General features: G+C 71.0%; 13 protein-coding genes and 2 pseudogenes. 6 read left to right on the top strand and 9 right to left on the bottom strand.

Annotated features, from left to right (window positions below; genetic code table 11):
* Both A5697_RS11160 and A5697_RS11155 read right to left on the bottom strand, forming a co-directional pair.
* Positions 1-529, bottom strand: a pseudogene (locus A5697_RS11160) (3-oxoacyl-ACP synthase); the annotation flags it as partial.
* A 158-nt stretch (positions 530-687) separates the two neighbouring features.
* Complete coding sequence (locus tag A5697_RS11155; protein ID WP_067950148.1) at positions 688-1,560, bottom strand: 1,4-dihydroxy-2-naphthoate polyprenyltransferase; 873 nt, start codon at positions 1,558-1,560, stop codon at positions 688-690.
* 71 nt (positions 1,561-1,631) lie between these two features.
* Between A5697_RS11155 and A5697_RS11150 the strand changes: the two genes are divergently transcribed.
* The gene (locus A5697_RS11150) at positions 1,632-2,411 is read left to right on the top strand and encodes an S-methyl-5'-thioadenosine phosphorylase (RefSeq protein WP_197500973.1); all 780 of its coding nucleotides are present in this window, start codon (positions 1,632-1,634) and stop codon (positions 2,409-2,411) included.
* Positions 2,408-3,436, top strand: coding sequence for an NAD(P)-dependent oxidoreductase (locus tag A5697_RS11145; RefSeq protein WP_068010380.1), 1,029 nt, complete (start codon positions 2,408-2,410; stop codon positions 3,434-3,436). Before A5697_RS11150 ends, A5697_RS11145 begins: the two co-directional genes overlap by 4 nt.
* Before the next feature lie 5 nt (positions 3,437-3,441).
* Here the strand turns inward: A5697_RS11145 and A5697_RS11140 are convergent, their stop codons facing one another.
* Positions 3,442-5,115, bottom strand: a complete 1,674-nt coding sequence (locus tag A5697_RS11140) for a hypothetical protein (protein ID WP_068010378.1) — start codon at positions 5,113-5,115, stop codon at positions 3,442-3,444.
* Positions 5,116-5,297: 182 nt separating this feature from the next.
* Between A5697_RS11140 and A5697_RS11135 the strand changes: the two genes are divergently transcribed.
* From A5697_RS11135 to A5697_RS11125, 3 genes are read left to right on the top strand one after another with little or no spacing between them, the layout of a single operon-like run.
* On the top strand, positions 5,298-6,938 hold the full coding sequence (locus A5697_RS11135; protein WP_067950140.1) for a hypothetical protein: 1,641 nt from the start codon (positions 5,298-5,300) through the stop codon (positions 6,936-6,938).
* A 7-nt stretch (positions 6,939-6,945) separates the two neighbouring features.
* Positions 6,946-7,599 carry a glycosyltransferase family 2 protein gene (locus A5697_RS11130; RefSeq protein WP_067950138.1) on the top strand — a complete coding sequence of 218 codons (654 nt, stop codon included), beginning with the start codon at positions 6,946-6,948 and terminating at the stop codon, positions 7,597-7,599.
* A complete protein-coding gene (locus A5697_RS11125) occupies positions 7,596-8,258 on the top strand; it encodes a DUF2064 domain-containing protein (RefSeq protein WP_067950136.1) in 663 nt (220 codons plus the stop codon). Before A5697_RS11130 ends, A5697_RS11125 begins: the two co-directional genes overlap by 4 nt.
* Positions 8,259-8,265: 7 nt before the next feature.
* Here A5697_RS11125 and A5697_RS11120 read toward each other — a convergent pair whose 3' ends face one another.
* The 6 genes from A5697_RS11120 to A5697_RS11095 form a co-directional block, all read right to left on the bottom strand.
* Positions 8,266-9,618 (bottom strand): hypothetical protein, encoded by a 1,353-nt coding sequence (locus A5697_RS11120; RefSeq protein WP_068010375.1) that lies wholly within the window; start codon positions 9,616-9,618, stop codon positions 8,266-8,268.
* Between the two features lie 6 nt (positions 9,619-9,624).
* On the bottom strand, positions 9,625-10,704 hold the full coding sequence (gene menE / locus A5697_RS11115) for an o-succinylbenzoate--CoA ligase (RefSeq protein WP_067950131.1): 1,080 nt from the start codon (positions 10,702-10,704) through the stop codon (positions 9,625-9,627).
* A 68-nt stretch (positions 10,705-10,772) separates the two neighbouring features.
* Positions 10,773-11,075, bottom strand: a complete 303-nt coding sequence (locus tag A5697_RS11110) for a DUF3349 domain-containing protein (protein WP_067950129.1) — start codon at positions 11,073-11,075, stop codon at positions 10,773-10,775.
* 56 nt (positions 11,076-11,131) lie between these two features.
* A complete protein-coding gene (locus A5697_RS11105) occupies positions 11,132-11,431 on the bottom strand; it encodes a hypothetical protein (RefSeq protein ID WP_067950127.1) in 300 nt (99 codons plus the stop codon).
* The gene (locus tag A5697_RS11100) at positions 11,431-12,663 is read right to left on the bottom strand and encodes an inorganic phosphate transporter (RefSeq protein WP_067950125.1); all 1,233 of its coding nucleotides are present in this window, start codon (positions 12,661-12,663) and stop codon (positions 11,431-11,433) included. The genes A5697_RS11105 and A5697_RS11100 overlap by 1 nt, the downstream gene beginning before the upstream one ends.
* A gap of 97 nt (positions 12,664-12,760) precedes the next feature.
* The gene (locus A5697_RS11095) at positions 12,761-13,168 is read right to left on the bottom strand and encodes a VOC family protein (protein ID WP_068010374.1); all 408 of its coding nucleotides are present in this window, start codon (positions 13,166-13,168) and stop codon (positions 12,761-12,763) included.
* 160 nt (positions 13,169-13,328) lie between these two features.
* Between A5697_RS11095 and A5697_RS11090 the strand changes: the two are divergent.
* A pseudogene (locus A5697_RS11090) lies at positions 13,329-13,560 on the top strand (short-chain dehydrogenase); the annotation flags it as partial.

The raw sequence follows: 13,560 nt of genomic DNA, 5'->3' as shown, positions 1-13,560 counted from the left end.
CGACCACCACCCCGGCCGCGCCGTCGGCGAAGATGAAGCAGTTGGTGCGGTCCTGCATGTCCACGGTGGGGGACAGCTTCTCCGAACCGAGGACCAGCACCTTGGCGGCGGTCCCGCCGCGGATCATGTCGGCCGCGACGCCGAGCGCGTAGCCGAAGCCCGCGCACCCCGCCGAGACGTCGAACGCGGGCACGCCGGTGGCCCCCAGCGCCGCGGCGACGGCCGGGGCGCACGCCGGGGTCTGCAGGAAATGCGTGCTGGTCGCGACGATCACGCAGTCGATGTCCGACGGCACCAGCCCGGCGTTCGCGATCGCCTGCCGCCCGGCCTCGGTGGCCATCGACGCGGCGGATTCGTCGCGGGCGGCGAAGCGGCGGGTTTTGATTCCGGTGCGGGAGTAGATCCATTCATCGGAGGACTCGATGTTCTCGCAGATCTCGTCGTTGGTGACCACCCGTTCGGGGCGGTACGCCCCGACGCTGAGCATGCCGATATTCTTCGGTCCACTGGTCGCGGCGATCTGCTTCACTGCTGTCCCCGATCTGCTCGCTGTGAACCGTCATCGGTCCGGTCCCTCATTGTTATCGGATCCGGCCGCGCTGTCGCACTCGAGTGTGCATGTACGGCGGCGACACGCCGACAAACCCCGCCCCCACCGCACGGTCAACGCCGTGGGCGCACGCCCGATCAGCGGGCCAGCGCCAGGGCCGCGGCGACCGCGATCGCCCAGACGACCATGGCCAGCCCGGTGTCCCGCAGCACGGGAATCAACTCTCGGCCGCCGCGTCCCGACCGGACCGGACCCGCCGCGCGCAGCGCCAGCGGCGTGGCAGCGAATCCCACGGCGCACCACGGCGTCGCCGCCATCAGCACCAGGGTCAATACCCCGGCGGTCGCCAGCAGCCCCTGGTACAGGACGCGGGTGCGGCCGTCACCCAGGCGCACCGCCAGGGTGATCTTCCCCGACTGCGCGTCGGTCGGAATGTCGCGCAGGTTGTTGGCCACCAGCACCGACGACGACAGCGCGCCGATCGACACCGCGAGCGCCGCCCCCACCCAGTCCACCCGCAGCGACTGGGTGTACTCGGTGCCGAGCACGGCCACCAGGCCGAAGAACACGAACACCGCGACCTCACCGAAACCGGCATAGCCGTAGGGTTTCGAGCCGCCCGTGTACAGCCACGCGCCGGCAATGCACACCGCCCCCACGGCGATCAGCCACGGCGCGCTGACGAGCGCGAGCGCCAGGCCGGCCGCCGCCCCGATCGCCAGGCTCGCCACCGCGGCGGCCAGCACCGAGCGGGGCGAGGCCAGCCGCGAGCCCACCAGGCGCACCGGGCCGGCCCGGTCGTCGTCGGTGCCTCGGATGCCGTCGGAGTAGTCGTTGGCGTAGTTGACGCCGACGGTCAGCGCGACCGCGACGGCCAGCGCCAGCAGCGCCTTCCACCACACCGCGGATCCCAGCCACGCCGCCGCGCCGGTGCCCGCGACCACCGGCGCCACCGCGTTGGGCAGCGTCCGCGGCCGCGCACCCGAGATCCACTGCCCGAAATTGGCCACGCACGCATCCTGCCAGGGGCCCCGCGCGCCCCCGCACCCGCGATCGGCGTGCGGCCATGCACCACAATGGGCTGATGCTCGGAGTCATCGGCGGCAGCGGCTTTTACACCTTCTTCGAGTCCGACACCCGCGCCGTCGACCTCGACACCCCGTACGGCCCGCCCAGCGCCCCGGTGACGATCGGCGCCGTCGGGGGACACCAGGTCGCGTTCCTGCCCCGGCACGGGACCACCCATCAGTTCTCGGCGCACACCGTGCCGTATCGGGCCAACATGTGGGCGCTGCGCAAGCTCGGGGTGCGCCGGGTCTTCGGCCCGTGCGCCGTCGGCAGCCTGAACCTCAACGCCGGGCCGGGCGCGGTGGTGGTGCCCGATCAGCTGGTGGATCGCACCAGCGGCCGCCCCGACACCTACTTCGACTCCGGCGGCATCCATGTCGACTTCGCCGACCCGTACTGCCCCACACTGCGCGCCGCGGTCACCGCCCTGCCCAGTGTCGTCGACGGCGGCACCATGGTGGTGATCCAGGGGCCGCGGTTCTCCACGCGTGCGGAAAGCCAGTGGTTCGCATCCGCCGGGTTCGCTCTCGTCAACATGACCGGCTACCCGGAGGCGGTGCTCGCCCGGGAACTTGAAATGTGCTATGCGGCAATCGCTTTGGTGACCGACCTGGACGCCGGTGTCGCGGTCGGCGAGGGCGTGACGACCGTCCAGGTGTTCGCCGAATTCGAGAAGAACATCGGGCCGTTCAAGGAGTTGGTTCGCGAGGCGATCGGCCGGGTCGCCGACGAACGCAACTGCACGCACTGCCTGCCGCACACCGGCGTCACGCTGCCCCTCGAGCTGCCATGAGGGTATTGCTCACGGGGGCCGCCGGTTTCATCGGTTCGCGGGTGGACGCGGCGCTGCGGGCGGCGGGACACGACGTGGTCGGCGTCGACGTGCTGCTGCCGGCGGCGCACGGCCCGAATCCCGTGCTGCCGCAGGGATGTCACCGGGTCGACGTCCGCGACGCCGACGCGCTGACGCCCCTGCTGGACGGGGTGGACCTGGTCTGCCATCAGGCGGCGATGGTCGGTGCGGGCGTGGACGCCGCCGACGCCCCCGCCTACGGCGGCCACAACGATTTTGCCATCACGGTCCTGCTGGCGCAGATGTTCGCCGCCGGGGTGCGGCGCCTGGTGCTGGCGTCGTCGATGGTGGTGTACGGCCAGGGCCGTTACCACTGCGGGCAGCACGGCCACGTCGACCCGTTGCCGCGGCGGCGCGCGGACCTCGACGCCGGAAGCTTCGAACACCGCTGCCCGATCGGGGGCGAGGAACTGCAGTGGCGCCTCGTCGACGAGGACGCCGCGCTGCGGCCGCGCAGCCTGTACGCCGCCAGCAAGACCGCGCAGGAGCACTACGCGCTGGCGTGGTCGGAGGCGACAGGCGGTTCGGTGGTGGCGTTGCGTTATCACAACGTCTACGGCCCCGGGATGCCGCGCGACACCCCTTATTCCGGGGTGGCGGCCATCTTCCGATCGTCGCTCGAAAGGGGCGAGCCCCCAAGGGTTTTCGAGGACGGCGGCCAGATGCGGGACTTCGTCCACGTCGACGACGTGGCCGCGGCCAACCTCGCGGCCACCCAGGAGATCGACGGATTCACCGCGGTCAACGTCTGTTCGGGGCGGCCCGTCTCCATCCTGGAGGTGGCCGGCGCCCTGTGCGACGCGCGCGGCGGTGCACTCTCGCCCGTGATCACCGGCCAGTACCGCAGCGGCGACGTGCGCCACATCGTCGCCGATCCGTCCCGGGCGGCCGAGGCGCTCGGCTTCCGCGCGGCGATCGACCCGGCCGAGGGCCTGCGCGAGTTCGCATTCGCCCCGCTGCGCTGAGCGTCCTACGCCTGCGGTGGCCGGTAGATCTTCGGTTTCTGGACGGGAATCTGTCGGGTCGCGGAGTCATCGCCGCGGAACAGCCGCGGGCCGGTGGAGATCCGGGTGGTGGGCGCGGCCGACGGCGGGGCGGCGTGGCCCACCGGGACCCGCGCCCTGGGCGCGGCCGGAGCGCCGCTCGCCTGCACGGCGGGCTTGGGGACGGCGGGGCGCCGGCGCGCGCGCCGGCCGCGCAGCTGCCCGGTGACGATGGCGGCCCCCAGGATGCACAAAGCGAGGCCGCACAGCGTCACATCGAACGTGCTGGTGATCTGCTGGGCGAGGTTGTTGCCGTACACCGGGTGTTGCGCGGGGGAATTGGGTGAATCCGCGAACCGCGGCGCCAGCACCACGCCCACGACGACGCGGGCCACGCTGAGCGTGGCGACCAGCCCGCACAGCGACGAGATGAGTCGCGCCGAGCGGGCGGCGTCGCGCAGGTTGATGCGCAGCCAGATCGCCAGGACCGCGGTAGCCAGATCGAATGCGGCCAGCACCATGCTGTCGTACCGGGAGAAGGGGTAATTCAGGCTCACGGACACGAACAGGTCGGTCAACCGCATCAGCATCGAGCCCAAGCCCCATACGGCGATGAGCAGCAAGCCATTTCGGGCCGCGACCCGCCACGCACTCTCCTCGGCCCCGGTCGTGTTGCGGTGACCGAACAGGGTTTGCGGAGCGAACATCGCGGCGGCCGCCGCCCACGCCAAATAGCCCTCGAAGCCCACCCCGGCGGTGGACGTGTTCTGCGCGATGCCGTGGAACGCGTCGACGTCCCGCCCCAGGGGCAGGATCCACACCAGGATCCCGGCGACCAGCGTCGACGCGCCGAGCGCGACCGTGGCCAGCCGGCCGGCCCTGGTGCTGCGCAGCAACCACCTGGCGGCGACCAGCACGGCGACCAGCGCCACCACGCCGTACACCACGGCCGTCACGATGACCGCCACGTTCTGCTTGCCGAACGCGCCGGCGCCGCCGGTGTTCTGCAGCGCGTAGCGAACCCGCCAGTACAGGTTGATGCCAAAGCTGAGCGCCGCCAACGCCATCGACGCGTAGCCGATGAGCCGGGCCGACCGCAGCCAGCCGGTGTGCTCGTCGCCCTCGGGGACCGGTCCCGTGTGGGCGCCGGCGGGCACCGCTTGCGCGCTCAGCATGCTGCCGGCGATTCCCACCCACGCCCCCGGTCCCACTCCGCCCGGCACGTTCACCGTGCCACCGAACCGGACCGTCTCGAACGCGTCGAAGACCACGAATCCCAGCACCAGCAGCGCGTAGGGGACGTTGAGCCCCAAGCGAAGCCGCCCCGCCCGCATGGGGTTGAACCGCGCGCCGGAGGACCTCCAGGAACCGGCCACGGCGACGGCGATGACCGACAGCGCGGTCACGGCGAGCAACACCGCGAAGAGGCTCGGGCTGCTGCCGGGAATCCCGACGCCGAAGTACAGGTTCCACGGCAGGAACAGCGCGACGACGAGCAGCGCGATCGCGGTCAGGTCGCTGGTGATGTGCCGGCGCCGCGTCGTTGCCGTCCCCGCCGCCGGCGGAGCGACGGTGGCCGGCCGGATGATGCGAGCGGTTTGCTGCGCCTGTACGGGATCGATGGGGCCGGTGGGTGCGTCGTCACTGCTCTGGCTCACCACATATTCTCCGTTCGGACGCCCTCGCAGATTCCCCCGCGACCGTCCTGTCGTTCGAGAAGCTGGTTACGCTGCGCTATAGGCAAACCTTGTCGCCCGAATAACGGATACTGCCAACGGTATCGCAAGTGTAATGATGCCGGGACATTGCTGGTCGTGGGGTAGCCAGCCGAAGGAGAACCGGGATGGACGTCGTGTTGGGGGTCGCGGTCACGGGCCCCGTTGCCCGCTTGGCGCTTGTCGGGCCGGGCGCGGACGTGATCGACCAATCCGTCGTCGACCTGGAGGAGAACCCGGTCGGAAAACTCACCGAGACGGTGGTCGGCACCAATCGCCTTCTGGCGGACGAGAACCATCGGCTGGTCGGCACCCGAGTGTGCTGGGGCGACGAGCCGCGGGCCGCCCAGCTGCGGCAGGCGCTGGAAGATTCCGGCGTTTCCAACGTCGCGTTGCTCTCCGACTCGCAGGCGGTGGCCGCACTGATGCGCGCGGCCGGCCGCCCCGGAGCCGCCGCGCTGGTGCTGAACGACGCGACGGCGACGCTGTCGGTGCCCAGTTCGCCCGATGACGAGAACGCACCGCCGACCGTGCTGGCCAAGGAGGCGGTCGCCGGCGACGCGACCGCGACGTTCAACACGATGATGGCCCAACTCAGCGCCCGGCCGGACGTCCCGGGGGACGTGTATCTGGTGGGCGCTTCGCCCGAGCTGACTCAGGTCGCCGACCAGCTCCGCGATGCGTCGACCATGCGGGTGCAGGTCGCCGAGGACCCGTCCTTCGCGCTCGCCCGTGGCGCGGCCATCGCCGCAGCGTCCGCAGCCGCCCTGGCGGGTGGGGACGCCACCGCGATGGCGCCGGCCGTGGGACTCACCGGCGACGAGACCGCGATGGCGCCGGGGCTCACCGGTGACGAGACGACGTTCGTGGCCCCGCCAGACGTGGAGGAACCACAGCTGGCGTACTCGATGACCGACGATGCCGAGCCGTTCGCCGGTGACGAATACGGTCCCGAATACGACGAATTCGACGACTTCGACGAGACCACGGCCATCCCCTCGCGGCTGAGCCGCCGGTCCTTGGTGCTGGGCAACGCCGTGATCGCCTTCGCGGTCATCGGTTTCGCGTCGCTGGCCGCCGCGGTGGCCATTGCGGTCCGTCCCACCGCGAGTCAACAGCCGGTGGTGGGGCACCAGAACGCCGCCCCGGGCAAGTTCATGCCGTTGTTGCCGACCCAGCAGCAGGCGCCGGTGCCACCGCCCCCGGTTGATCAGCCCAACGCGGGCTTCCAGGGCGGCGTCATCCCGGACGCCAACGGTCTTCTTCCGGCACAGGGCGGGGGCGGGCCTGCCGTCCCCGCCGCGCCGGTGTCGCCCGATACTCCGGGCGTCGTGCCCAACCCGAATCCCGCTGCGCCCGTTCCGGTCCCGGTCATCGTTCCGGTCCCGATATATCCGCCATACAACCCGCCGACGTTCACGACGCCGACGACCACGCCCATAACGACCACGACGACGCCCACGACCGCGTCGACGACACCCCCGACCACGACGACACCCAGCACGACGACGGAGCCGTCCACCACCACGACGGAACCGTCCACCACACCGCCGACGACAACGACACCGCCGGTGACCACGACCACCCCGCCGCCGAGCTCGAAGGAGCCGTACACCTCGACGCAACCGCCTACGACAGCCGCGCCGCCGCCCAGCACGCACGAAACGACGGTGGCGCCGCACACGCAGGCCCCGCAAACGCAGGCCCCGCAAACGCAGGCACCGCAAACGCTCGCCCCGCAGCAGCCACGCAGCCATCGCGGGTTCTGAGGCGTCCATGCCCGACGCCGTCACGGTGGTGCTGCCCTGTCTCAACGAGGAGGAGTCGCTGCCCGCGGTCTTGGCGGCCGTCCCCGCCGGATACCGGGCGCTGGTCGTCGACAACAACAGCACCGACGACACCGCCGGAGTCGCGCGGCGGCACGGCGCCGAGGTCGTGGTCGAGCCGCGGGCCGGGTACGGCTCGGCGGTGCACGCGGGCGTGGTGGCCGCGCGGACGCCGATCGTGGCGGTGATCGACGCCGACGGCTCGATGGACGCGGGGGAGTTGCCGCGGCTGGTCGCCGCGCTCGAGCAGGGTGCCGATCTGGTGATCGGACGGCGCCGGCCGGTAGCCGGATTGCATTGGCCGTGGGTGGCCCGCGTCGGCACCGTGGTGATGAGCTGGCGGCTGCGCACACGCCACGGATTGCCGGTGCACGACATCGCGCCGATGCGGGTGGCCCGGCGCGAGGCGCTGCTGAATCTCGGTGTCGCCGACCGGCGTTCGGGTTACCCGCTGGAGCTGCTGGTCCGGGCTGCGGCCGCCGGCTGGCGCGTGGTCGAACTCGACGTCAGCTACGGTCCCCGCACCGGCGGCAAGTCGAAGGTCAGCGGCTCGCTGCGGGGGAGCATCACCGCGATCCTCGACTTCTGGAAGGTGATTTCGTGACAATCGTGGCGGTGACGGTGCTGGTGGTCGCGAAGGCGCCCGAGCCGGGCCGGGCCAAGACCCGGCTCGCCGCGACGGTGGGGGACCTCGTCGCCGCCGAAATCGCCGCCGCCGCACTGCTGGACACGCTGGACGCGGTGGCCGCCGCGCCGGTGGCGAATCGGGTGGTGGCCATGACCGGTGACCTGGGCGCCGCGGCCGGCGCCGACGAGATCCGGCAACGGCTGGGGTCCTTCACGGTGATTCCCCAGCGCGGCGACGACTTCGCCGACCGACTCGCCAACGCCCATGCCGACGCGGCGGACGGCAATCCGGTGGTGCAGATCGGGATGGACACCCCGCAGGTGACCGCGGACATGTTGATCGACTGCGCGCGCCGACTGCAGGAGGCACCGGCCGTGCTCGGGCCTGCCGTCGACGGCGGCTGGTGGGTGCTCGGTTTACGGAGCCCCGAAGCCGCCGAATGCCTGCGCACCGTCCCGATGTCGCAGCCCGACACCGGATTGCTGACGTACAGAGCGTTGCACGACTTGGGAATTGAGCCCTATGCGGCGCCACGACTGGCCGACTTCGACGTCGCCGACGACGTGGCCGTGGTGCGGGAGGCGTGCGGACCCGCCAGCCGCTTCGCGAGAGTGACCCGCGCGGCCGGCCTGTAGCCCGCGCCTACCAGTTGGTGACGATCAGGGTGTTGAGCACCAGCGCGCCCGTGACGTTGAGCGCCAGCCACACTCGGTGTGACCGGACGGGCAGCAGCGCGGGTGCCGCGGTGAGCCAGATGGTGAAGGGCAACCAGATGCGCTCGACCTCGGCCTTGCTGAGCATGCTCAGGTCCGCGCACGCGATGGCGGCGAGCACGGCCAGCAGCAGCAGGTGGAACCCGGAGCGGCGGCGGATGGCAGCCACGTCGAACACCCGGCTGACGCCGGCGACGCTGCCCAACCCGATGGCACACACCACCGACGCCAGGTTGGCCCAGCTCCAATACTCAAACGGGCGGTCTTTGGCGATGCCCTGCCAATAGCGTTGCTGCACAAGGGTATAGCCGTCGAACCAGTAGAACCCCGCGACCGCGAAGGCGACCGCCACCGCCACCGCGGCCAGCGTCGCCGGGCCGAGCGCCCGCAGCACTGCGCGCCAGTCGGTCGCCGACGCCAGCACCGCCAGGGCCGGGAGCCCCATCAACATCAGGCCGTAGTTACAGAACACGCCCCAACCCAGGAGCAGGCCCGCGGCCGCGCCCACGAGGGCGGGGAACCGGACCGGCCGGTGCACCGCCACGGCCAACAGCGCGATGCCCCATGCCGCGACCCCGGCGAAGTAGCCGTCGGCGGAGACCGCGACCCAGATTGCGGTTGGCGCCACGGCCACGAACGGTGCGGCGCGGCGCGCGGTCTGCTCGTCGGCCAGCGCGCGAACGGCGATCAGCACCGCGGCCGCCGCGCTGGAGCCGACCAGCAGGCACAGCAGCCCCGCCCACGCGCCCCCGTGCAGGCCGATCCGGTCCAGCCAGACGAAGGTCAGTAGCGCGCCGGGTGGGTGTCCGGAGACGTGGGTGGTCCAGGAGTTCGGTTGGTAGTCGACGATCCGGCTCGCGAACGTGCGCACCGTGGCCGGGATGTCGGCGATGCCCGGTACCTGGGACAGGTACTCGTCGCGGGTGGTCAGCCGGCCGGCGAAGCCGCGCTGCCACCCGTCGATCATCGCCAGCGCGAAGGCCCATCCGCAGGCGGTGGCCCAGGTACCCAGCGTCAAGATCCGCCACGAAAGGCGTTGCGCCAGAAGCGGTCCCCATACCACAGCGGCAACCGCGAGGGCGATGGCCGGCCAGGTACCCCAACTGGCGTGGATTTCCCAGGCGCCGAAAATCGGCGCGGCCCCGGCGTGGGTGCCGAACCGCTCCTGCCCCACGTCGGTCCGCGGCCGCACGCCCCAGTGCAGCCGCGGCAGGATGAACGCCGCCCCGACCAGCACCGTCCCGACCGCGACGGCCGTTAACTCCCGACGTGCCACCCTCACGGTCGATCAGCCTATTGATCGGCCGAACCGGCGCACCAACGCCGCCCGGTCGACCTTCCCGATGCCGCGCCGCGGCAGCGCGTCGACCACGTGCAGCTCGCGCGGCGCGGCGGTGGCGTCCAGGGTGCGCGTCAGGTGGGCGCGCAGCGCGCCCAGCGTCGGCGCCGAGCAACCCTCGGCCAGCACGATCGCCGCCACCACCCGCTGGCCCAGCCGGTCGTCGGCCACGCCGAACACCGCGCAGTCCACCACGGCGGGATGGGTGCCCAGCGCCGCCTCGACCAGCTGCGGCAGCACCGTCAACCCGCCCGTGCTGATCGCGTCGTCGGCGCGGCCCAACACGGTCAGCACGCCCGCCTCGTCGACGACGCCGAGATCGTCGGTGCGGAACCAGCCGGGCTCGGCGAACGGGTCGGGGTCCACCGGGTTGCGGTAGCCCTTGGCCAGGGTCGCGCCCCCGAGGTCGATGCGCCCGTCGTCCGCCACCCGGACCACGACGCCGCGCAGCGGTACGCCGTCGTAGACGCAGCCACCGGCGGTCTCGCTCATGCCGTAGGTGCGGACGACGGTGATGCCGGCCGCCGCCGCGGCGTCGAGCACGCCCCCCGGGGCCGGTCCGCCCCCGAGCAGCACGGCGTCGAGTTCGGCGAGCGCGGCCGCGGCCGCCGGATCGGTCAGCGCCTTGGCCAGCTGCGCGGCGACCAGCGACGTGTAGCGCCGACCGGGTTCCAATCGCCTTATCGCGCTGGGCAATTCGCTGACGTCGAAGCCGTCGGAGACGTCCAGCTCGACGGGCGCCGAACCGGCGAGCGCGCTGCGCACCAACACCTGCAGCCCGGCGATGTGGTAGGGCGGCAATGCCAGCATCCAGCTGCCCGGCCCGCCGAGGCGGTCATGGGTGGCCGCAGCGCTGGCCGTCAGCGCGGCCGCGGTCAGCAGGGCGCCCTTGGGCGCGCCCGTGGTTCCCGACGTCGTCACCACCACGGCCACGTCGTCGTCGATCTCTTCCCCGACCCGCAGGCCCGCCGCCAGCGCATCCGAGCCGGGTGCCAGCGCGACCAGGGCGGGGTCGCGGCCGTCCAGCACCCGTTCCAGGGCGGGCAACAACGACGAGACGGCCGAACCCGGCGGGACGGTCTGGGCGCGCAGTACGGCTATGCGGGGTCCTCGACCTGGTCCGCGTCATCGAACGGCCAGCCCTGCGCTTCCAGGCGGACCCGCACTCGCTCGACGTCGTCGGGCGTGGGCAGCTCGTCGGTGATCTGGGTGATCAGCACCCCGATGTCGACGTCATCGAACTCGCCGCGCCGGATCAGCTCGCAAGCCACTTCCTTGACCTCGTCGTTGGACATCCGGCGGGCCAGCAGCGCCAGCACCGGGAAGGTGTCCGTCGGCGGGACGCCTTCCGGGTATCCCGCGCGCAGCCACGAGACGATCGAATTGAGAAATCCGTTCACGCTGGTCCAACTCCCCCCGGTGTCCGGCTCGTTGACGCGGTGGGCATCGCTCGATGCTACTTGGGTTTGGCTCCGAGGAATGCCGTGCCGGTGTGATGGGCGATGAAATCCCGGGAGATGTACGCCAGCGCAAAGGCGATCGCTAGCAGTACCACCGCATAGATCGCCCAGGCGAGCACCAGCAGTGCCGGGTTTTTCTGTGACGAGCTGCCATCGGTGCTGGCCTGCCCGGCGCCCACCGCGTGGAAGCGGAGCCCCAGGGCGAACAGCCCCGGCAACGCGGCGCCGGCCAGCATGGAGAAAAGCAAAATCTTGAGGGAGGCCTGGTAGTTGAACCAGTCGCTGAAGTGACTCATCAAGCGTTCGCCTTCATCGTGGGATCGTCGGAGTCGTACCGGGGGGCGGTGCCTACCGTGGGGCCACCGTCGGACGGCGGTTCGTGGTCCGCGGCGTCGAGCCCGGCGGTCAGGTCGCCCTTCCATTCGGCGTTGACGTTCTTGTGGTCGACCTTGACCTTGCGCGACCGGATGTAGATCGTGGCCGAAACCGCGATCAGCAGCGCGAAGCCGACGATCGCACCGGGGTAGCCGCCGACATAGTGCACGATCCAATAGGTCACCGCACCGACCAGCCCGGCCAGCGGCAGCGTCACCAGCCAGGCCACACCCATACGACCGGCGACGCCCCAGCGGACCTCGCCGCCGGGCTTGCCCAGCCCACTGCCCAGCACCGAACCCGTGCACACCTGGGTCGTCGACAGCGCGTAGCCGAAGTGGGTGGACAGCAAGATCACCGCGGCCGAGGAGGATTCGGCCGCCATGCCCTGCGGCGACTGGATCTCCACCAGTCCCTTGCCCAGGGTGCGGATGATGCGCCAGCCGCCCAGGTAGGTGCCCGCCGCCATAGACACCGCGCAAGCCCCGATGACCCAGAGCGGCGGCGCGACGGTGTTCTTGCTGATCGACCCGTAGGACATCAGCGCCAGGAAGATGACGCCCATCGTCTTCTGTGCGTCGCCGGTGCCGTGCGCCAGCGACACCAGCGAGGCCGAGCCCCATTGGCCGTAGCGGAAGCCGGCCTCGGTGCGGCTGGTGTCGAGGCCCCGGGTGACCCGGTAGACGAGCCAGGTCGCGATGGCCCCGACCGCGATGGCCAGGATCGCGGCGACGACGGCCGGGATGAGCACGTGGGACACCAGGCCCTTCCAGAGCACACCGTGCCCGCCGACCGCCGCGATGGTGGCGCCGACGATGCCGCCGATCAAGGCGTGCGAGGAGCTGGAGGGGATGCCGAGGAGCCAGGTCAGCAAATTCCACACGATGCCGCCGACCAGGCCGGCGAAAACCAGCTCCAGCGTCACGATGTGCCCGTCGATCAGGCCCTTGGCGATCGTGGCGGCGACCGCGGTGGACATGAACGCGCCTACCAGATTCAGCACCGCGGACAATGCGACCGCCGCCTTGGGCTTGAGCGCGCCGCTGGCGATGGAGGTCGCCATCGCGTTGCCGGTGTCGTGGAAGCCGTTCGTGAAATCGAAAGCCAGTGCCGTGATTACGACAATGATCAAGAGGAACAACTGGATGTTCACAGCGCCCGATTCTGGTGGTAGGGGGATTCCATTGTCGAATGCAGGAAGACCTGAATCGCGGGTGTATTTTGAGTCGTCGCCAGATGTTACCTCTCAGTTAACCGGAATTTCCCTGCGGTTTACCCCGGGTGTCGCGGCGTAGCGGGTGGTCGGGCGGGATTTGAACGAAGATCAGCGTGATCCCGTCCGGGTCCGTCACGTGCATCTCGTATAGGCCCCACGGTTCTTGGCGCGCCTCGCGCGCGATTGGCACGCCGCGGCTCTGCAGCTCGGCCTGGGTCGCTTGGATGTCGCGAACCTGGAGCCACAGCGCGCCGGGGAACGGACCCCGGGAGTGGTCCGGGGAGCCGTAGCCCGCCAGCTCCAGCAACGACTGGCCGGCGAAAAAGACTGTGCCCGCACCGTATTCACGGGCTATCGCGAGCCCGATCTGGTCCCGGTAAAAAGTCAACGACTGCTGATAGTCCGCCGGCCGGAACAGCATCCGGCTGGCCAGGATCTCCATAGCGTCGTGTCTATCACACGGGAGGGTTCAGCTACCGTTTTCGCGGTTGGGTTGAATCCTCTGCCGCTGCATGAGCGTATTGACCAGCCGGGGACCGAACGTGTCGATCGCCTTCGCGGCGATCGCCATCCGCGGCGCGATCCGAACCGGCCGGGTGCGGGCGGCGGTCAGCCGCGTAGTGGAAACCGAGTGGGGCCACCGGGGCGTGCATTCGACGACGCTGTTCTACCCGCTGGTGGCCACGCCGATGATCGCGCCGACGAAGGCCTACGAGGGCATGCCGGCGCTCACGTCGGAAGAGGCCGCCGAATGGATGCTGACCGCCGCCCGCACCCGGCCGGTTCGGATCGCGCCGCGGATGGCGATCGCCGCGAAGGCGATCGACACGTTCG

This window comes from Mycobacterium sp. E3251, from assembly GCF_001666835.1.
Lineage (GTDB): Bacteria > Actinomycetota > Actinomycetes > Mycobacteriales > Mycobacteriaceae > Mycobacterium.
This window is presented reverse-complemented; position numbering and strand designations above follow the sequence as displayed.